The following is a 19,932-nucleotide window of genomic DNA, read 5'->3' as shown; positions in this document are numbered from 1 at the left end:
CCGTCTTCCTCGTCCATGCGGAGAGTCCCCGGCAGGCGCGGGGCGGTCAGGTGCAACACAACGCCGCCGGGCGTCCAGCTATAAGAAAACGGATGCTATCACAGCCGGTCCAACGCCGTCCTGTGACAGCGGCCACCTACCAGTGCAGAACCGGCAGAAGGCTTGAAAAATCATCGGTCCACGGTCGCAGGCCGGCGATTTCCCGGGGTTGCCGAGAGCCCTTTTCTACCTCAGGTTGCGCAAAGAAATCCGCATTGTCGCTCACTAGCATCCAAGTCGCGGTAAATTCGCCCCGGTCGTCATTAGCTGCCGTTGTAATCGCCATGGCGCGCATTCCGGCGGCCTTCGCCAGAAGCGCAATGGGCGCCTCCAGGTCGACGTGCCGGTTTGAGATGTGGAAAGCGATGATCCCGCCGGGAGCCAGATGCCGTCGATAAAGTGCAAGAGCCTGGGTCGTCAGCAGGTGCAGCGGAATCGCATCGCCTGAGAACGCGTCCACCACCACCACGTTGAATCCCTGCGGCGCTTCGGCAGCGAGAGACCTCCGTGCGTCGCCATCAATAATCGATACGCGCGCGCCCGAATCCCGAATGTACGTGAATACATTCCGGGCAATAGGCTCCACCGACGGGTTGATTTCATAGAACTGGATCCGGTCTCCCGGGCGTCCGTAGGCAGCGATCGTCCCTGCTCCCAGCCCGACCACACCAATGTTGCGCGCGCCTCCGCTACAACAATTACGGATCGCGAGACCTACACCTGAATCTTCGGCGTAATAGCTGGTAGGCGTTCTGCGCTGCGCATTGGTGCCAAATATCTGCGTTCCATGCTCAACATTCCCATTGGTCAACACCCGCATCGTGGCTCCCGGAAAGCCGAAATTCTGCTTCACGCGCAGGGCGCCGTAGAAATTCCGTACCGCGACGGTAGTGTTTCTTTGGTTCACGATGTTGATCCAGAAAATCTGCACAGCCATCAAGATCGTCGCCACTCCCCACAACAGCCGCACACTCCAGCCGTCTCCCCACATCACTAGCAACGCCAACAACGCCGTGAAGCAACAGGTGATCACGAGATCGAGGTTGAATCGAAACACCATCGGAAACAGGATGCCGATGACGAACGCGCCAAGCGCGCCGCCTGCCGCAAAGGAAAGGTAGAACAGAGTGGACTCCGCCGCGCGCTGCGGTCGCAACCGATACGCTTCGCTATGACAGAAGAGACCTGCCGCAAACGCTTCAATCAGGAAGAAGCCGATGCTGATCCGTAGCGGCCATTCCACATCTTGTTTTGAAAGTGCGTAACCCAACCCTGCCAGCATCAGAATCAGAAAACGCGCAACCAGGCTGCGCGGCAGCAGGCGAGGGAATTCAAAAGCTAAGATGATGGTGAGCAGGTAAACGGCGAGAGGCAGAATCCAAAGCAGGGGGATGGCCGCGACGTTGGCAGTCAGGTAGCTCGTCACCGCGCTCAGCTGCATCGCCGCGCCCATCGGCAGCAGCACCCAGAGCAGTCTGTGCATGGGCGGAGCAGTTGTACCCTCATCATCAACTGCAATTTCAGCAAGGGATGTCTTCTCAACTTTCCGCGTCTGCCAGGCCAGCAAGCCGGTGATGGATGCGAAGACCGCGAAACCGCAACACCATGCGATCCGCTGCGCCTCGAGTGTTAATCGCGGTTCGATCACAGTAGGGTAAAGCCCGAGCGCCAGCAGTGACGCCAAGTTCGAAAGGGCGAACAACCGGTAGGGAATCACAGACTCATGCAGACGCGCCCACCACACCTGCATCAGCGGACTCGTCGTTCCCAGCACCAAAAAAGGCAGTCCGATGGTGCCGCCCAAAACGCCAAATACGGTCAAGATCGGATGCGTGGATGCGCCTTCGGCGCCGCCGATTCGCCAGCACCATCCCACAGCCGACGCGAATCCGAGGATCAGCAGAGCGAAATACAGATTCCAGCGCGGGCGACGACTCATCCAGTGCGCATATAAATAGGCGCACAAGAGCGCAGTTTGAAAAAAGACCAGACAGGTAACCCACACCGCTGCCGAGCCGCCCAGTACTGGCAGCAGCTGCTTCGCGGCAATCGGCTCTACAAGAAAAAGCAGGAATGCACCCAGAAAAACTGCACTTCCAAACAGCCACCGCGAACCCGTCATCCCATCCTCGAAGAGCCAATTTGGCGATCAAGCCTCATCAGGCGAAGCCCGCACACAATCAGGCGGATGCTATCACAACATCGGAGCCTCGCCCGAACCCGGCCTTCGCCAATACTGTGATACATTCGCTTTACCCCGCCGCAGGTTTCCGCTCGCGGCAAGCCCATTCAATCCCCTGAGGTCAGCGCGAGTGCCATCCGTCGGACACGACCACGAACAAGGCGACCGCGCGATTGGTGCATCCGCACAGCGCAAAGCCGCGCTCCGTCTACTTCCCATCATCTCCATTGGCTATGGGCTGGCCTATATGGATCGCATCAACATCAGCTTCGCATCGCTGCGGATGAACAGCGATCTGCATTTCAGCGCCACGGTCTACGGATTAGGAGCGGGCCTCTTCTTCATAGGCTATGCCTTCTGCGAAATACCTTCGAACCTGCTGCTCCTCCGCTTCGGACCAAAACGCTGGCTTGCCCGCATCATGTTCACCTGGGGCTTACTCGCTACAGCCATGATGTTCGTCAAGACGCCGTGGCAGTTCTATGGTGTCCGCCTTTTGCTTGGCATGGCCGAGGCAGGCTTTTTCCCGGGCGTCCTCTACTACCTCACACTGTGGTTTCCGGCCAGCATGCGTGCACGCGCTGTCAGCCGCTTCTACATTGCGCTTCCGCTTAGCTCGGTCTTGATGGGTGCAGTCGCAGGCTGGCTCATGGGACTTCAAGGCAGGCTGGGCCTTTCTGGATGGCAATGGCTCTTTCTCCTCGAAGGATTGCCCGCAGCGCTCTTCAGCTTCGTCTTCCTCTGGATACTTCCCGACGGGCCCATGCAAGCTGCATGGCTCACAGTCGCAGAGAGGATGTGGCTCAAACGGCAGCTTGATGCTGACTCGGCGCATGCGCACATCGGCCACGAAGCCGGTGTTATGCGTGCGCTTCTATCTCCCAAGGTCTGGATGATCGGCGCCTATTTTCTTTGTGCGCTCACCGCAAACTACGCCTACTACTTCTCCGCACCTGCGATCTTGCAGGGAGCCACCGGCTGGAGCGTCACAAACGTGGGATTTCTAGTCGCCCTATTTGGTGTCGCTGGAGCAGCTGCCATGTTGCTCAACGGCGCGCACTCCGATCGCACCGGCGAACGAGCACTCCACTGCATCCTTCCCTGCATCCTCATGGCTGTTGGATATGCAATCGCAAGTTATGTGCGTATACCCTGGATGATCATCGCTTCATTGGCGTTGAGTTTTGTTGCTTTCATGGCGATGCAGGGCCCGGCGCTTGCAGTGCCTACGCAGTTCCTCGCGGGGCGCGCCGCCGCTGCCGGAATCGCCGCCATGAATACCATTACGATGTTCAGCGGCTTCATCGGTCCCTACTGGATGGGCGTCACAAAAGATGCAACCGGCACCTACTGGCTTGGGCTCCGTGGCCTGGTGATACCCAGTCTCGGTGCTGCCCTGGCCATGTTTGTACTGACGCGTAGCCTGGCACGTTCAAGAGGAATCGCTGCCGGCGCAGTCCTGGCAAACGAACCGGCATGAAATAAGCAAGCCGACAGGGGAAAGCGACTGCCGACGCGCCTCGACTTCAGGCGTTCGCCGTTGCGGGCAGAATCTCATCGACATCCACCCACGCAGTTGGATAGTTGCCGGTATAGCAAGCCGTGCAGTAGCCGTTGTGCTCACTGCCGTCGCAGCACTTCAGCAGACCTTCCAGCGAAAGATATGCCAGCGAATCGGCTTCAATATATCGACGAATCTCTTCGACACTATTATTCGCAGCGATCAGCTCTTTCTTGCTGGGCGTGTCGACACCATAAAAGCACGGCGAAATTGTCGGCGGGCAACTGATGCGCAAATGCACTTCCTTCGCACCCGCACCGCGCACCATGCGCACAATCTTCCGGCTCGTGGTTCCGCGAATAATGGAATCGTCAATCAGAATGACGCGCTTGCCTTCAAGGAGATTGCGCACTGGGTTGAGCTTGAGCCTCACACCGAAGTCGCGCACACGTTGTTCGGGTTCAATAAAAGTGCGCCCAACATAGTGATTGCGAATCAAGCCAAATCGAAATGGGATGCCACTCTGTTCCGCGTAGCCTAGCGCTGCCGTCACGCCCGAGTCAGGCACCGGCACAATCACGTCCGCGATCACGCCCGACTCGCGTGCCAGTTGACGACCCATCTGGTCGCGGCTCTCCTGCACCCAGCGCCCGTAGATCCTGCTGTCGGGCCGCGCAAAATACACATGCTCAAAGATGCAACTCGACTGAGGAACACCGGTCGCATACTGGCGGCTTGTCACGCCGTCGTCCGTCACCATCACCAATTCTCCAGGCAGCACGTCGCGCTCGTACTCAGCGCGCAGCAGATCGAATGCGCACGTCTCCGACGCGAACACAATCGTGTCTGGTCCGTCTTGATTTTTGATGCGACCCATTGAGAGTGGCCGAAACCCACGCGGGTCACGCGCGGCAAAAATCCGGTCGCGCGTCATCATCACAATTGAAAATGCGCCTTCAACCTGCCTGAGCGAATCGGCAATCGCATCCACCAGCGAACCCGCCTTTGAATGCGCGATCAACTGCACAATGATCTCGGAATCAGAGGTGGTCTGAAAATAAGCGCCATCGCGCTCCAGTTTCGTCCGCACCGTTCCCAGGTTTACGAGGTTGCCGTTGTGCGCAATCGCGATCAAGCCTTTGGTCGAATCCACGCGAATGGGCTGCGCATTCAAAAGCGCGGAGTCGCCGGTCGTCGAGTATCGCGTGTGCCCGATTGCCATCTCTCCGGGGAGCTTCTGCAGCACCTCGTCGGTGAATATTTCCGACACCAGTCCCATGCCCTTGATGTTGGCAAGGTGTTGTCCGTCGGCGGTCGCAATTCCGGCTGACTCCTGCCCGCGATGCTGTAACGCATACAGTCCGAGATAGGCCATCCGCGCCGCATCTGCATGTCCGTGAATGGCGACGACGCCGCACTCCTCGCGCAGCTTGTCATCCTGTTCGATCAATGGCGCGTGCTGAGGTGCGCTTTCTGCGGCGAGGATAGATGAGATATCTTCAACGTCCTCGACCCCCTGAAACAGCAACCGGCTCATGCCGTCACCTCATTGTGGAGTGCTGCTTCAAGTGCCCTGGCCCATGGTTCACGCAATTCATTCAGTGGTGCGGAGATCATCACATCCCCATACACCGAAATCTCCAGCCGATCGCCACCTGTCGTGCCGATCCGTGCGCAGAAGAAGCTGGAATCGCTAGCCAACTGCTCGATCTCGGAGATGTTTTCATGCACTGTCGTAAGAATTACCGTCGATGCCGGCTCCGCGAAAAGTCCGAACAGCGGGTGCGTCATCAGCGACGGCTCCTGTTTCACCGTTGCCCCAATTCCGTTTGCGAACGCGGCTTGAGCCACTGACACCGCGATGCCGCCATCGGAGATGTCTCGAGCCGAGCGAATCAGCTTGCGGGCCGCCAGCACAATCAGCAACTCATGCAAGTCCGACTCCGCATCAAGATCGAGCGATGGAGGTGTTCCCCACAAGCTTCCGAGAACCGCCTTCGCAAACTCCGAGCTTCCAAACGCCGCCAGATTCTGCGCCGCCGTAGCCTCCGGTGTTTCAGGATCTGCTTCCGGCACCGGTTTGTTTTCAACATCCACCGGGTAATATCGCATCGGCTCCGGACTGAACGGGACTTTCAGATCAGGTTTAGGATCTTCGCCGCGCGGTACCGGCCATAGCAGCAAAATCGCATCGCCAGCCCGTTGAAACGCCGCGGGGACAGCCTTGGACACATCGTCGAGAATGCCGACGATACCCAACACCGGGGTTGGATAAATTCCTTCGCCCTTGGTCTCGTTATAGAGCGAAACATTGCCACCCGTAATCGGCGTTCCCAGCGCAGTGCAGGCTTCCCCAATGCCATCGATGGCCGTCGAAAGCTGCGCCATAATTTCAGGTTTCTCGGGATTTCCAAAGTTCAGGCAATTCGTCGCAGCCACAGGCAGCGCGCCGGTCATTGCAACCTTCCGCGCAGCTTCGGCTACTGCGTGCATCGCGCCCAGTTTCGGATCGAGATAACACCATCGACCATTGCCATCGAGCGCCATTGCAAGGCCGCGCTCATGGTTCACAGCTCCGGTGCCCTTGATCCGCATCACACCGGCTTCTCCGCCCGGCCCCAGCACTGTGTTTGTCTGCACCATGGTGTCATACTGCTCATGCACCCAGCGCTTCGAGCTCACATTTGCACTTGCTAGCAGATGCTTTAGATCAGCCGTGAAGTCGCGTTCCTTGGAAAGTTCATCCAGAGCCTCCGGCGGCGCATCTGACGGCACCCTGGAGGTCCACGTCCCCACCGGCCGGTGATAAAGCGGCGCGTCATCAGTCAGTGACTGGTTCGGAATATCGGCCACAAGTTCGCCGTGATGACGAATGCGCAACCGCGGTCCAGGCTGAACGGTCCCAACGATAACTGCATCCAAGCCCCACTTCGCAAAGACCCGTAGCACCTCGTCTTCGCGTCCTTTTTCGGCCACCAGCAGCATGCGCTCCTGGCTTTCCGACAGCATGATCTCGTACGCGCTCATACCGGTCTCGCGTTGGGGAACAAAGTCCAGTTCCACATCGAGCCCGACGCCGCCGCGCGCGCCCATCTCGCAGGTCGAGCACGTCAGTCCCGCGGCACCCATGTCCTGGATGCCGACAATCGCGCCGGTCTTCATCGCCTCGAGGCAGGCCTCCAGCAGTAGCTTCTCCATGAAAGGATCGCCAACCTGCACATTCGGCCGCTTTGCCTCAGTTCCTGCGTGGAATTCCTCGCTAGCCATCGTCGCGCCGTGAATCCCGTCGCGCCCAGTTTTCGCGCCTACATAAATCACCGGATTCCCGGTTCCCGTTGCTTTGCCGTAGAAGATCTCGTCCTTGCGGACCAGCCCCAACGCAAAAGCATTCACCAGCGGATTGCCGCTGTAGCATGGCTCAAACTTTGTCTCCCCGCCGAGATTCGGAACGCCAAAGCAGTTGCCGTAGCCGGCGATGCCGCTCACCACGCCTTCAACTATGGAGTGGTTCTTCGTCACCAGTTCCGGTTCCACACCCGGTTCCGGCTGGATCGGCCCAAACCGCAACGAGTCCATGACCGCCAACGGTCGCGCGCCCATGGTAAAAATGTCGCGCAAAATTCCGCCCACGCCGGTCGCCGCGCCCTGGTAGGGCTCAATGTAGCTGGGATGGTTGTGGCTTTCGATTTTGAATGCGCATGCCCAACCGTCACCCACGTCGATGATGCCGGCGTTCTCTCCCGGACCTTGCACCACACGGTCGCTCTTGGTCGGGAGCCGTTTTAAGTGCACGCGGCTTGACTTGTAGGAGCAGTGTTCGCTCCACATAACGCTGTATATGCCCAACTCGGTGAGGGAAGGGACGCGTCCCAGTGCCGCCAGAATCCGTTCGTACTCATCCGGAGTGATGCTGTGCTGAGCCAGCAATTCCGGGGTAACCACGACCGGATCGGGAACGACTGCAGAAGAGGCAGTAGTCATCACGATTGCCTCCATTGTCGCACGGGATTCCGGGACCATTCGGCGAGATGCAGAGGTAAAGAACTTAGGTGGAGTTTCGCTGGGAAAATCCACAACATCCTTGTGTCAGCCCAATTGCACTGACATCCCGTCCGGCTTCGTCTGCCGACGTAACCCGAGAACATACGCTCGCCCTTGGAAAAGTGCGATGAACATAAGCCTGGCGCTGTTGTAACTAGCCTGATAATCAGCGTCTATGCGATACTTTTCATGGCGCCCCACCCCATGCCGGGATGGCGGAACTGGCAGACGCAGCGGACTCAAAATCCGCCGGCCCTTGCGGTCATGGGGGTTCGACCCCCCCTCCCGGCACCAACAAAATTAAGAGTTTAGGTTGAATTGGCCTCTCCGCTTCGGAAGGCCAAATCGTTTGGTGGCTGTTCTGATGGCTGGTGGTTGTAACTGATGTCCGCCCCTTCGCCCGACCGGAAGAGGAATGCTCTCGTGGAATATTCTAGGGGCCATGAATCAGACATCTCTCTGGGCGACGCCAACGTGAATGCTGCCACGGGCTACGTACTGAAGAAAATTGCTGACGCTGGCATATCTCGGATTACCGAAACGCTGCGACGGAGAAACGATGATGTCCACGCGGTAGGTTCCGCGCACGGCAGAGTGACTATCAGCTAGGTCGTGGAGTTGACGGCACCAGTAGAAACACATTGAAGCAACAATTCCGCAAGCTAGTCGCCCTGAGCCATCTCGTCCTACCCAGCAGCGCACGCGGTGCGTGGTACGCACTGCCTCAGCTCAGAATTTCCTCCGAACTGTGGGCAAGCAAGCAGACAATGGTGGCACTGGCCGATTAGCTTGGAGAACCTTATTTCACGCTCTTGTAGTCCTTATCGCTGACGGGCTCAAGCCAGATGGTCTTGCCCTTTGCAGTCGGTGTGACCGCGATATAGGCGAAGGTGTCATTCGGTGTTGCGCCGTGCCAGTGCTCCACACCCGGAGCGCATTTGATCACGTCTCCTTTGTGAACGATGCGCGCCGGTTTGCCTCTTTCCTGGTAGTAGCCGGTGCCCTCCGTGATGAGCAGAACTTGACCACCCGGATGAATATGCCAGTCCAGCTTTGCACCTGCGTCGTACGTCGCCATGGCGATGCTGGGATCGAAGGTGCTGTCCCCAACATTGAGCTCACTGAGCCAGATATTGCCCGTGTGATTCTTCGCGTTCGACAGTTCACCCTTGGGAAAGCCGGTAGCGGATGTTTGTGCCTGCGATTGCGGGATGAATAGCAGGCTCGCTGCGAAGGCGATGACCAGTGATGTTGTTCTCATGCCTTATGTTCTCCTCGATATTTGTTGTCGACGTTGCTGTTCTGCGTCTTCAGTCGGCGCGTTTACCTGATTCGGTCGCTTTCTGCATGACATCGAGCCGCGGCTTCCAGGGATCAGCCATCGCGCCTGCAGTGCCGTCTGGATGGAACTCGAAGATCAAACCCTTCCCGGGGTCGTAACGCGGCCAGGTCGGCAGGCCCGCGCCATTCGGATTGCCAGTCTTGGCGAAGTTGACCCAATAGCCCTGTGCCATTTTTGAGACCGCCCGATCCTCGTCTGTTGCAGGGGGTGGCGGTGGTCCAAAACCCCCGGCGCCCAACGTGCCAAAGACAAAGCCAATTTCGCCGCCATGAGGTGTTCCAGCCCGAAGCATTTGCCGCATGCCGGTCTGCACGTACGAGAACCGATAGAGATAAACCGGTGAGCCGTGAGTCGCGAACTCGCTCGCTGCAAAGCGGGCCGGCTCGGCTTGGCCGAAATCGTCGTTAGCCTCCGATACCAGCGTTGCCAGGCTCTTCGTTCCGTCGGGGTCGTAGGCTGCCTTTGCTTCTGCGCTCCACTGGCCGAAATGGGCCCACAACTGATCCTTGGTCGTAGCTCTGATCCGATTGCCTGCGGTATCGGCACTGTTGCTTCCGAGCATGAGCGGAACACGCGGCTCGTGATGGGCCTTATACGCAGTCTCCGCGGTCTCAGTCACGAGTTTCCCGTCGAGAATCGGCGTTGTCTCAAAAGACTGAGTGCTGCCGCCCTGCGGGGGGCGAGCGCCGCCGACAACCTGTTCGGCACTGAGCGCACGCAGTTTTGCCAGCGCGACCTGATCCGTTCCCTCGATCCCCATGGATTGCGCGAATTTGATCCCAATGGTTTCAGCCGATACCGGATAGTTCGGATCGACGCCGTCTTTGCTCATCGGGCGCGCGGTCAGCACGCTGTCACGCGAACCGCCAGACTCGACGATCGCCTTCTGGAACAGCCCGCGTGCCATTGGCGAAGCCAGCATGCTGTGCACCGAGACACCGCCTGCGGAGAATCCAAAGATGGTGACGTTCTTCGGATCGCCTCCGAACGCGGCGATGTTCTGCTGTATCCACTTTAGTGCGGCAATCTGGTCCATATAGGCGTAGTTGCCCTTGGGCTCTTCAGGATGTTCCTTACTTAGCGCCGGGAAGGCGAAGAATCCGAAACGTCCCACGCGGTAATTGAAGGTGATCAACAGGACGCCTTGCTTGGCGAACTGCACTCCCGAATTGCTCGGTGAGGAACCACTCCCGAATACGAACCCGCCGCCGAAGATCCACACCATCACCGGTAGTTTCGCCCCCGCCGCGGCATTCGCTGGTTTCCACACGTTTATAAAGAGGCAATCCTCCGACGATGTCGGCGACATTGCTCCGGCGCTGGGACCAAAGGCGCCCTGCGGACAGTCAGCTCCGTACTTGGAGGCATCGCGCTCGCCCTGCCACGGGGACAACGATTGCGGCGGGCGCCAGCGATATTCACCGACAGGAGCCGCGGCAAAGGGAATCCCCTTGAAGCTGGACACGTCTTCCTCGGTCACGCCGCGCACGGCACCGTAGTGCGTCCGAACCGTTGGCGCCGCAACTGCGCTGGGCCCGGCGGCGGTGCCTGCAGGCCCCGACTGAGCAAATGCCGCTTGAAGATTAAAGACGAAGAGACATAGCGTCAGGAGGGCGAGCTTCAGTTTCATTTCGTAGTCTTTGCCTTTCGACTTCTGTTGCAGCCAATCTGTCCAATTGAAGAAGATGATCAGAGCCCCGTCATCTTCAGCACAGCTTCAGGAAGGCGAGCTCCTTCGAGTTTCATGCTGGAAGATGCTTCATCGATCTGCTTGAGGTCAGCTTCGTTGAGTTCGACGTTCGCTGCTCCGAGATTCTCTTCCAGCCGGTGCGGCTTTGTCGTTCCAGGGATGGGTACGATCCATGGCTTCTGTGCGAGCAGCCATGCCAATGCAATTTGCGCAGGCGTCGCGTTCTTGCGCTCCGCCACGTTCTTGACCAGATCAACCAGCACCATGTTGGCTTTGCGTGCTTCGGCTGTGAAGCGCGGCACCATGTTGCGGAAGTCAGTGGGATCGAACTTGGTGTTCTCGTCGATCTTTCCCGTGAGAAACCCGGCACCCAGCGGGCTGAATGGGACGAAACCGATACCAAGCTCCCCGAGCGCCGGCAAAAGTTCCGCTTCCGGGCCACGGTAGAAGAGCGAGTATTCGCTTTGCACTGCGGTAACCGGCTGCACGGCGTGGGCCCGGCGAATGGTCTGAACGGCCGCCTCCGACATGCCGAAGTGCTTCACCTTGCCCTCAGCGATCAACTCCTTCACCGCACCCGCCACGTCCTCGATCCGCACGTTCGGGTCGACGCGGTGCTGATAGAACAAATCGATGGTGTCGGTCCGCAAACGCTTCAGAGCAGCGTCGGCCACTTGCTTGATGTGCTCCGGCCGGCTGTTGGTCCCTCCGCGGCGGGCACCGGTCTCAAGATCAATGTCAAAGCCAAACTTGGTGGCGATCGTCACTTTGTCGCGGATCGGCTGGAGCGCCTCGCCTACCAGTTCTTCATTTACGAATGGACCATACGCTTCGGCGGTATCAAAGTGCGTCACGCCAAGATCGTATGCGGCTCGGATCAACTTGATCATTTCGCCCTTGTCTGCGGCGGGGCCATAGGCCGAGCTCATGCCCATACAACCGAGACCGATTGCAGCTACTTCAAGGTCGCTCTTTCCTAACCGTCTCTTCTTCATGTTGTTTCCTCGCCGACCATGCGTGTGGCCGGACCCGCGACTCCAAATCTCGTCGCAGATTCTTTCGATGTTTGCAGCTAATTCTTATTGCTGTTCATTTTGACCGGCCTGAGGAGATGCGAGAATGTGAGTTGGGCGAGCTTCCACTTGCCGTTTTCCTTCACGTAAACCTCAGTCACCATAAAGGGATTTGTGACTTCGTGCTCACCTACTGCCGCCTGCAGATCAATGTCCTCCAGGAGGATGGCTGTGTTGCCAAATATGCGAGCGTCAACCGCGTAGACCACGGCCTTTTTGTACCAGATGCCACCGCTCTTAATGGTCGCTAGCTCCTGCGACTTCCCCCAGGTCCCTCCCATGTGAGTGAACATAGCTTTGTCATCGAATAGTGTCTCCAGGGAATCGACATTCTTCGCTGCCATCCAATCCCACTTCGTATTGGAGAGGTTGATCACTTCTTGTTGCTCGGGTGTTTGAGTTGCGGCAGTTTTGATGGTTTCCGTTGGTGGCGCTGGCGATTGCTGTGCGTAGGACGATGGCGCAATCAGTGTTGATAGGAACAGACCAAACATTAAGGTCTTCATGGCTCTCCTTGATAGGTTTCGTTGACCTTTCGGTATCCGTAGTGCATTGTTCGCTTTCTATTTCCTCGCCGGCGCCTCTACGCCCGAGAGGGCGAGAATCCCGTCCGGCAGGCGTTTTCCCTGAATCTGAATACCCGATACCGCGGCGTTCAGCTCTTTGATCTCGTCAGGGGTGAACACAACCGAAGTGGCGCCGACGTTTTGGATCATGTGCGCCATCTGCGTCGTGCCAGGGATCGGCACAATCCACGGTTTCTGCGCCATCAGCCAAGCAAGAGCGATCTGACCCGGAGCGGCATTCTTCCGTTCAGCCCATTGCTTGACGAGCTTTACGAGTTCGATATTGTGCTTCACGTTTTCCTGCGAGAAGCGCGGTTCCATGCCACGGATGTCGCCAGGCGCGAAGCGGGTATTCTCATCAATACACCCCGTCAGGAATTGCACGCCCAACGGGCTCCACGGTACGAACCCAATACCTAATTCCTGGCACAGCGGGATAATCTCTTCTTCGGGGCCGCGCCAGAGCATTGAATATTCATTCTGCACGGCGCTGACAGGAAGCGCCGCATGCGCGCGGCGAAGGGTATTTGGGCCCATCTCGCAAAGACCCCAGTGCAGAATCTTTCCCTCGGACATAAGGTCCTTGACCGCGCCAGCAACATCTTCAATCGGAACTTGCGGGTCAACGCGGTGCTGATACACAAGATCGATTCGATCGGTCCGAAGCCGCTTGAGCATCCCCTCGACAGCCTTCTTGATATGGTCAGGCTTGCTGTTCAGCCCCATTTGGAAACGACCGGTCTCCGGATCGATATTCCAGCCGAACTTCGAGGTGATTGCGACCTTGTTGCGGAATGGTGCGATGCTCTCACCGAGGATTCGTTCGCATTCCAGAGGCCCATAAGCCTCAGCCGTGTCAAAAAACGTCACGCCATGGTCATAGGCTGCGCGGATGATACTGATCATCTCGGGGCGGTACGGCACGAGCGTTTCATAACTGCGGCTCATATTCTGGACGCCCAGACCCACGCTCGATACCTCGAGCGAACCCAGCTTCCGTCGCCCATTCATTCGCACTTGCGTGCCTCGTTCGGCTGCTGCCGAAACTGCATGGCCGCCCGCAGCCGTTGCAACTGCGACGGTTCCGGTGATGCCTAGGAACGAGCGGCGGTTCATGCTGCGCTTTGTGCCCGCGTCATTGAATTCCTGCATTTCTGAGCCTTTCGTCCATCGTGGAAGGGTGTTTGAGACTGATTGGCTGACTGCGCCCAGCACCGATATTCCCCACATTAGCCTCAGTGTCATCGCTGCGCTCTGCCAGACGCGCCAATATGGCTTCGAATCACGCCAATCTTTTTTGGCGCCTTCTGCTGGCATTCTGGCGCGGTCTGAATGGTGCGCAAATCGGAAATCCGGTACGCTACCAGCTGGAGGACTCCGTCATGCTGAAGCGTTTTCGTGTTCCAGGCCGTCTTGCCCTCAAGTTGAAGGAGCACGGCGTATCAGTCGTCGCAGTGCTGCGCAAGGCGGGACTTCCCAGAGATTTGTTTGAGCAGACGCGCGTTCTCGTCTCCACCGAAGAGCTTTTTGCACTATGGAACGCCGTCGAGGTGGTCAGTTCCGATCCGCTTATGGGTGTAAAACTGGGCATCGAAACGAAGACAGAGCGCTTTCACCCTATGGCGATCGCCGCTCTCTCAACTCAGAATCTCGTGACCGCCACCGAGCACCTGGCTCGCTATAAGAAGCTGACCGCGCCAGAAGAGATCCTCAATAAGCTCGGCAAACAGGAGTTCAGCGTTGCGTTCCGATGGCTGCTTGCGGTCGATGCAGAGCCGCATGTGCTCACGGACTACTGTTTCTCGTGGATGATTTCTCTCGCTCGACATGGAACCGGAACGCAGCTGAATCCACTCCGAGTGGAGTACGTGCAACAACGTCAGAATCTGCGCGTGCTTGAGCGCAGCTTTGGCTGCAAGGCGGTATGCGGCGCTCCGCGCAACGCAATCATCTTCCGTGCCTCCGATGCCACCACGCCATTTGTCACCCGGAACGTCGAACTGCTCGAATTGCTCGCGCCGCAATTTGAAGAGCAGCTGCGACAGTACACGGAAAAGGAAGAGGACAGTTTCATCGAGTTGGTGCGCCGCGCGATCCAGGATCGATTGACTGGGGAGCGCCCCTCAATGGATGTGATCTCCGAGACCCTTCACATGAGCTCTCGCACGTTGCAACGTCGCTTGCAGGAATCGGGTTCTAGCTTCCAACGGGTTTTGGATGAAGCTCGACACCAGATGGCGCGGTACTACCTCTCCAATTCCGTACTGGAATTGAATGAGACCGCATACTTACTTGGTTTCGAAGATCCGAACTCGTTCGGTCGCGCCTTTCGCACATGGGAGGGCGTGCCACCGAGCGATTGGCGTGAGACTCACCGCACTGCTGACGTTAATTGAGGCAAGTCGCGACCAGAATAAGAGGTTCGCGTCCAAACAGGCGTTCGGCAGAATGAACCCAGAACGAGACCAGATGCCCTCCCGCGCTCTCATGAAGGCTCGGCGACATGCGCGTATCTCTCAATTGCTTTTGGGGCATGCAGGTTTCGGGCGGGATCTCAGCGCCCTTGTATGGTCCCGCGGTTGATTGCGTGTCGAACCGTTCAGCGTTCTGACTTTTTCAACACCATAGACATGGCGCTGCCAACGCTCGCGAAATCCGATATGTCTAATGATGGATCGGAACCGTCGGGTGCAGGGCCGATAACAGGCCCATTGGGATCCGGTTTCTTTGGAGCGGGCATGCTCCACGGTAGTTTGACCGTACGTTGAAGCTCGAGTTGCTCTCCCTTCATTGTCCCCTCAAAGATGTTGATGCCGGATTTGAAAGTGACACGATCACCCTGAACAACGCCGTCAACGACAGGGGCCGGCGCATCGCTCCCAAACCATCCCCCGGGCCCTTCTACCGTGCCGGTGATTTTTCCGTCTTGCTGAGTGAGCGTGAAGATGCGCGGGGAGCCGAGGAACGAAGACACCATGCTGGCGCCGGGATCCGAAGCTGCGATCCACAGCCCTGTCACGCCGGCACCCTTGGGAACGGGCCGCTGCCAGATCGCGACTTGCGGGCGCAGTTCGGTTTGCTTGCTTGAAACGGTTGCGACTGCAGACGTGAGCCCGGCGGATTTGGCCTCGACGGTGATGGTGCCGGGAGTCTTCGTTACTTGGACAAGGGCCATGCAATATCCGGAGAATGCTTTGCGCGATGTGCCCTTGTCGGCGGTCTGGTCGGTCGGATCCCCGTTTCCTGTCCCGATAAGCTTCGCAGGTCCAGTCACCTTGAATGTCACATCGTTGTCAGTGACGGGCACGGTGCGTCCGCTTGCGTCCTGCACTTCGACGGCAAACATGGCCACGTCTTCGCCATTAGCGGACAACGAATTGCGATCGGGCGTGAGTATTAGTTTGGCGGCGGACCCGGTAGTGTCGCGGCGCGTGGTCATGACCTGCTTCCCATCTTTAAACCCGCGGGCCTCGATGGATCCCGGCGCATACTCAACCACCCATGCAACGTGTGCGTCCTTCTTTACGTCTTTTGCGCCAAGACTCTTTCCGTTGAGCAGCAGTTCCACCCTGTCGAGGTTTGAGTAGACCCACACGGCGATTTTCTTTCCCTCGTAGCCGGGCCAGTTCCAGTGCGGGAAGGGGTGAAGCACCGGCTTCTGAGTCCACCACGCCTGGTAGTAGAAGAACGAGTCTTTAGGGAATCCGCACATGTCGAGGATGCCGTATTGCGAACTGATGTTGGGCCAACCATTGGGCGAGGGCTCGCCGCGGTAATCAAAGCCGGTCCAGACATAGCCGCCCCCCAGCCATGGGCGCGCGTTGCAGAAGCTCCACCACCCTTCGGCGGAGGCGCGGCCGGAGTTGGTGTAGGGATCGTAGGAGCTTACGAAGCCTTTGGACTTGTCGGTAATGTAAATGCCTCGCGTGCACACGGCGCTCACGGTTTCCGTTCCCAGCACCAGTTTTTCGGGATGTGCTTTGTGGAAGGCTTCCGCTTGCGGATCGGCATAGTGATATCCAATGACGTCGCAAACAGCAAGACCACCGGTGCCGCTGCCCGCGGCTTCCCCGTTGATCATGCCGTCAATCGTTGTGGGACGCGAGCCGTCATGCCGTGTGGCAGCCTGCTGCATGGCAGTTACAATATTGGCTCCCTTGTCGTTGGTAGCCGTCCCCTCCTCGTTGCCTAGCGACCACATGAAGACGCTGGGATGATTGCGGTCGCGGCGAACGAGATTGACGAACTGGCCGAGACCTTCGGGATTGGACGACATCATGCGCGTCTCGTCCATCACAAGCATTCCCAACTGATCGCAGGCATCCAGCAATTCAGGGGTAGGAGGGTTGTGGGACGTGCGGAGAGAGTTGCATCCCATCTCCTGCAGCTTGCGGACGCGATAGTACTGCACTGAATCCGGCAACGCGACTCCGAGTCCCGCATGGTCCTGGTGGTTGCAAGTGCCCTTCAGCTTGACCGCTGCTCCGTTGAGCAGAAACCCTTTTTCGGCGTCAAACTTGATAGAGCGAATGCCGAAGATCGTCTCAAAGCGATCGACGGGTTTGCCATCCACCTGCACTTCGGTCACGAGTTTGTAGAGGTTGCGTTCTTCGAGCGACCACATCGCGGGCCGGCTGACAGCGATCTCTTGAGTGAAGTCGTGTTGATCGCGGGTCAAGATCGTCGCAGAGGCGGAAACATCTTTTGCGACGGGTGAACCGGAAGGATCGACGATGGTGGAGATTACGCGCACATTGCTTGATGCATTACCCCTATTCTCGACCTCACTCAGAATCGACAGCTTCGCTCCACTGGGTCGAACATCCGAACGGACCAGTGTGCCCCATTGTTTGACGTGCACAGGGTGCGTCTTTACCAGCCATACATGCCGATAGATGCCAGCGCCTTCATAGAACCACCCATCACTCCCGGTAGCGTCTACGCGCACGAGAAGCACGTTGGGCTGGCCGGGATTGGTGAAGTCTGAAACGTCAAAGCTGAACGAATCGTAGCCGCCGCTGTGCTGGCCGATATAGAAGCCGTTGAACACGACCGTAGTCTCGCGGTACGCACCATCAAACTCGATGGTGATCCGCTTTCCCGCATCCTCGGCTGGAATCTCAAAGATGCGCCGGTACCAGCCGATACTGTTCTCGGGATATTTACGGCCGAGCGGATAGAAGCCCTTGCTTTGCAGATCAGGATCATTCTTGAAGGGCAACTCGACCGTCCAGTCATGTGGCAGATCGATGCGTTGCCAGTCCTCCTCAACGAAGGAGGTTGAACCGGCCGGCATGAAGTTCCCAGTCTTCTGAAAATTCCCAGCGGAGGCACTGCCGTAGCCGAAATCCTTAGCGGGATCATCGGCGTTCCCGAGGTGGAAGCTCCAACCGAAATCGAGCAGGAGGCGCTCGCGCCCGGCGCCGGGCATCGGAGAGGAAACGGTGACCGGCGCGCTGAGCGGTCCAGAAACGTCGCTTGTCACAGCGCGAACGGCGGGATCGATAGGAGAAAGTGCATGGGCCGTCGCAGCGACCGCAGGTGCAAGCAGACTGGACTTTAGGACATCGCGGCGTGAAAAGGTTTTCATTTCTGCCTCCAATTGAGGTTGCTACAGGCCGAATTAAGCCAGGATTTTTATACGTTGACGTTATACACCAGTGGGTCACGCTCCATTCGCAATAAAAAGAAACGGGCTCGTTGTCGTCTCCTCGTTGGTCTACGATTCCTCTACGCTCTGATAAGGTGATGTGGTGAAATTGTTGAAGATCGGCTATCAATTCGCTCAGGTTGTTCTCAGCAGCTATTGGGCGAAAATGGCACGCGGGGGCCGAAGGTTTCAGATTGTCGCTCTGCTTGGTCTGGGGTTTTTGTGCGGTGCCTATAATCAACAGGTTCCGGCCCAAGCAGGTATTTCTGGCAGCGCAACAGTTCACGGCAAGGTATTAAATGCAGCGGGCGAGCCTGTCGTCGGCGCTACTGTTCACCTTCAGCAAAAAGGCACTTCGAAGGCTGAAACAGTTGCGGATGCGAAGGGCGAATACACTTTCGCAGGGCTTGCGTCCGGCAGCTATGTTTTGATTGCAGAGGTGGCGGGTGTCCAAAGCCATGACGCGGCTTTGACGATTTCTTCACTCCACAGCCAATATGAGTTGGATCTGAGACTGGTAAATCCTTCGACCAACGGCGATAAATCGCACAAGGGATCGACGGCTTCCGCCGCGGCGATGGAGTTCGCTGACAATCCTAATTTCGCGGTGGCCGGGGTCACGGATTGGACGGCTGCAGGCGGACACGGGTCAGATACCAGTCTTCGTACAAGCGAGGCTCTCACGCGCGAAACCCTCACGCTCAAGCCTGGCGCTGTCGGACCGGGAACAACCGCCATACCCGCTGATGGCGCTGCCGCCAGAACTTCGGAAGAAAAACTGCGTACGGCTGTTACCGATGCGCCCAGAGATTTTGAAGCCAATCACCGATTGGGCGAGTTCTATCTGCGCCAGGGCAGGTATCCCGAGGCCGCTACGTTGTTGAAGACCGCATTCGAGATCAACCCTCGCGACTTTGACAACGAATACGACCTGGCGCAAGCCTGCGAGAATGTTGGGGACCTGACGCAGGCGCGGAATCACGTACAGCAACTGCTCGCAGAACACGACGCGGCCGACCTGCACCGTCTTGCCGGCTCAATCGATGAGAAACTTGGCGACCCTTTGACTGCGGTTCACGAATACGAACAGGCGGTACGCATGGATCCCAGCGAACAGAACTATTTTGAGTGGGGGTCCGAGCTACTTTATCACCGTGCTGTTTGGCAGGCGCAGGCCGTTTTCGAGCAGGGAGTGAAGGGTTTCCCGAAATCCGCCCGGATGCTGACCGCTCTTGGCGCAGCTTTGTTCGCGGGTGCACTTTACGACGATGCCGCAAATCGTCTGTGCGAGGCCTCCGATCTAAATCCGGCGGACCCTGATCCGTACACGTTCATGGGCAAGATTGAGATCGCCGCGCCTAACCCTCTCGCTTGTGTGCGCGAGAAGCTGGAGCGTTTTGTTCGACTTCAACCAGACAACGCGCTAGCGAATTATTTTTATGCGATGGCCCTTTGGAAGGAGAATGGCCGTTCTACTGATCCGCAGACTATGCAGCGGATCGAGGCCATGCTGACCAAGGCAGTCAGCGTTGATCCTAAATGCGCGGAGGCTTACCTGCAGTTAGGCAATCTGGATGCGTCGAAGCGTGAGTTTGAAAAGGCGACGAGCCTCTATTCGAAGGCAATCGAGGTTAGTCCACAGTTGAGCGAGGCTCACTATCGCCTCGGAGTCGCCTATGAGCGCATCGGCGAAAAAGAAAAGGCGAAGCTCGAGTTTCAGAAGCATGACGAGATTGAAAAGCAGACTGCCGCCGAAGTTCTCCGCCAGCGTAAAGACGTCAAGCAGTTCGTCATCGCTCTTCCCCCCAACCCTGCGTCTCCGCCTCTCAACTGAGGAGTCGAACGAAT

13 protein-coding genes and 1 tRNA gene are annotated in these 19,932 nt (G+C 57.8%); 4 read left to right on the top strand and 10 right to left on the bottom strand.

Going from position 1 to position 19,932, the window contains the following annotated elements; all coding sequences use genetic code 11:
* Nucleotides 1–136 precede the first annotated feature (136 nt).
* On the bottom strand, nucleotides 137–2,161 hold the full coding sequence (locus P8935_RS00545; RefSeq protein WP_348263059.1) for a fused MFS/spermidine synthase: 2,025 nt from the start codon (nucleotides 2,159–2,161) through the stop codon (nucleotides 137–139).
* A gap of 190 nt (nucleotides 2,162–2,351) precedes the next feature.
* Between P8935_RS00545 and P8935_RS00540 the strand changes: the two genes are divergently transcribed.
* Complete coding sequence (locus tag P8935_RS00540; RefSeq protein ID WP_348263058.1) at nucleotides 2,352–3,701, top strand: MFS transporter; 1,350 nt, start codon at nucleotides 2,352–2,354, stop codon at nucleotides 3,699–3,701.
* 46 nt (nucleotides 3,702–3,747) lie between these two features.
* On the opposite strand, the gene purF is transcribed toward P8935_RS00540, so the two are convergent.
* Both purF and purL read right to left on the bottom strand, forming a co-directional pair.
* Complete coding sequence (gene purF, locus P8935_RS00535) at nucleotides 3,748–5,259, bottom strand: amidophosphoribosyltransferase (RefSeq protein WP_348263057.1); 1,512 nt, start codon at nucleotides 5,257–5,259, stop codon at nucleotides 3,748–3,750.
* Nucleotides 5,256–7,703: a phosphoribosylformylglycinamidine synthase subunit PurL gene (purL, locus tag P8935_RS00530; RefSeq protein ID WP_348265379.1), complete on the bottom strand. Its 2,448-nt coding sequence runs from the start codon at nucleotides 7,701–7,703 to the stop codon at nucleotides 5,256–5,258. The genes purF and purL overlap by 4 nt, the downstream gene beginning before the upstream one ends.
* A 266-nt stretch (nucleotides 7,704–7,969) precedes the next feature.
* On the opposite strand from purL, the gene P8935_RS00525 reads away from it, so the two are divergent.
* Nucleotides 7,970–8,057, top strand: a tRNA-Leu gene (locus P8935_RS00525).
* Nucleotides 8,058–8,210: 153 nt separating this feature from the next.
* Here the strand turns inward: P8935_RS00525 and P8935_RS00520 are convergent.
* The 6 genes from P8935_RS00520 to P8935_RS00495 all read right to left on the bottom strand — a co-directional run bounded on the left by P8935_RS00520 (nucleotide 8,211) and on the right by P8935_RS00495 (nucleotide 13,679).
* On the bottom strand, nucleotides 8,211–8,483 hold the full coding sequence (locus P8935_RS00520) for a hypothetical protein (protein WP_348263056.1): 273 nt from the start codon (nucleotides 8,481–8,483) through the stop codon (nucleotides 8,211–8,213).
* 79 nt (nucleotides 8,484–8,562) lie between these two features.
* Complete coding sequence (locus P8935_RS00515; RefSeq protein WP_348263055.1) at nucleotides 8,563–9,024, bottom strand: cupin domain-containing protein; 462 nt, start codon at nucleotides 9,022–9,024, stop codon at nucleotides 8,563–8,565.
* A 49-nt stretch (nucleotides 9,025–9,073) separates the two neighbouring features.
* Nucleotides 9,074–10,735: a carboxylesterase family protein gene (locus tag P8935_RS00510; RefSeq protein WP_348263054.1), complete on the bottom strand. Its 1,662-nt coding sequence runs from the start codon at nucleotides 10,733–10,735 to the stop codon at nucleotides 9,074–9,076.
* Between the two features lie 59 nt (nucleotides 10,736–10,794).
* Nucleotides 10,795–11,790: an aldo/keto reductase gene (locus tag P8935_RS00505; protein ID WP_348263053.1), complete on the bottom strand. Its 996-nt coding sequence runs from the start codon at nucleotides 11,788–11,790 to the stop codon at nucleotides 10,795–10,797.
* Between the two features lie 77 nt (nucleotides 11,791–11,867).
* Nucleotides 11,868–12,374, bottom strand: coding sequence for a nuclear transport factor 2 family protein (locus P8935_RS00500; RefSeq protein ID WP_348263052.1), 507 nt, complete (start codon nucleotides 12,372–12,374; stop codon nucleotides 11,868–11,870).
* Between the two features lie 57 nt (nucleotides 12,375–12,431).
* Entirely contained in the window at nucleotides 12,432–13,679 is a 1,248-nt protein-coding gene (locus P8935_RS00495; RefSeq protein ID WP_348263051.1) for an aldo/keto reductase, read from the bottom strand.
* Nucleotides 13,680–13,816: 137 nt separating this feature from the next.
* On the opposite strand from P8935_RS00495, the gene P8935_RS00490 reads away from it, so the two are divergent.
* Entirely contained in the window at nucleotides 13,817–14,830 is a 1,014-nt protein-coding gene (locus P8935_RS00490; protein ID WP_348263050.1) for an AraC family transcriptional regulator ligand-binding domain-containing protein, read from the top strand.
* A gap of 203 nt (nucleotides 14,831–15,033) precedes the next feature.
* Here P8935_RS00490 and galA read toward each other — a convergent pair whose 3' ends face one another.
* The gene (galA, locus tag P8935_RS00485) at nucleotides 15,034–18,024 is read right to left on the bottom strand and encodes a beta-galactosidase GalA (RefSeq protein WP_348263049.1); all 2,991 of its coding nucleotides are present in this window, start codon (nucleotides 18,022–18,024) and stop codon (nucleotides 15,034–15,036) included.
* 163 nt (nucleotides 18,025–18,187) lie between these two features.
* Between galA and P8935_RS00480 the strand changes: the two genes are divergently transcribed.
* Entirely contained in the window at nucleotides 18,188–19,918 is a 1,731-nt protein-coding gene (locus P8935_RS00480; RefSeq protein WP_348263048.1) for a tetratricopeptide repeat protein, read from the top strand.
* The last annotated feature ends 14 nt before the right edge of the window (nucleotides 19,919–19,932 follow it).

It is taken from the genome of Telmatobacter sp. DSM 110680, assembly GCF_039994875.1.
Lineage (GTDB): Bacteria > Acidobacteriota > Terriglobia > Terriglobales > Acidobacteriaceae > Telmatobacter.
The sequence above is the reverse complement of the archived record's forward strand: the minus strand, read 5'-3'. Positions and strand labels throughout refer to the sequence as shown.

Coding starts and splice junctions, on each gene's coding strand:
- P8935_RS00510 (WP_348263054.1), bottom strand. CDS start 10,735: ATGAAACTGAAGCTCGCCCTCCTGACGCTATGTCTCTTCGTCTTTAAT.
- P8935_RS00545 (WP_348263059.1), bottom strand. CDS start 2,161: ATGACGGGTTCGCGGTGGCTGTTTGGAAGTGCAGTTTTTCTGGGTGCA.
- galA (WP_348263049.1), bottom strand. CDS start 18,024: ATGAAAACCTTTTCACGCCGCGATGTCCTAAAGTCCAGTCTGCTTGCA.
- purF (WP_348263057.1), bottom strand. CDS start 5,259: ATGAGCCGGTTGCTGTTTCAGGGGGTCGAGGACGTTGAAGATATCTCA.
- P8935_RS00505 (WP_348263053.1), bottom strand. CDS start 11,790: ATGAAGAAGAGACGGTTAGGAAAGAGCGACCTTGAAGTAGCTGCAATC.
- P8935_RS00500 (WP_348263052.1), bottom strand. CDS start 12,374: ATGAAGACCTTAATGTTTGGTCTGTTCCTATCAACACTGATTGCGCCA.
- purL (WP_348265379.1), bottom strand. CDS start 7,703: ATGACTACTGCCTCTTCTGCAGTCGTTCCCGATCCGGTCGTGGTTACC.
- P8935_RS00495 (WP_348263051.1), bottom strand. CDS start 13,679: ATGACACTGAGGCTAATGTGGGGAATATCGGTGCTGGGCGCAGTCAGC.
- P8935_RS00515 (WP_348263055.1), bottom strand. CDS start 9,024: ATGAGAACAACATCACTGGTCATCGCCTTCGCAGCGAGCCTGCTATTC.
- P8935_RS00490 (WP_348263050.1), top strand. CDS start 13,817: ATGCTGAAGCGTTTTCGTGTTCCAGGCCGTCTTGCCCTCAAGTTGAAG.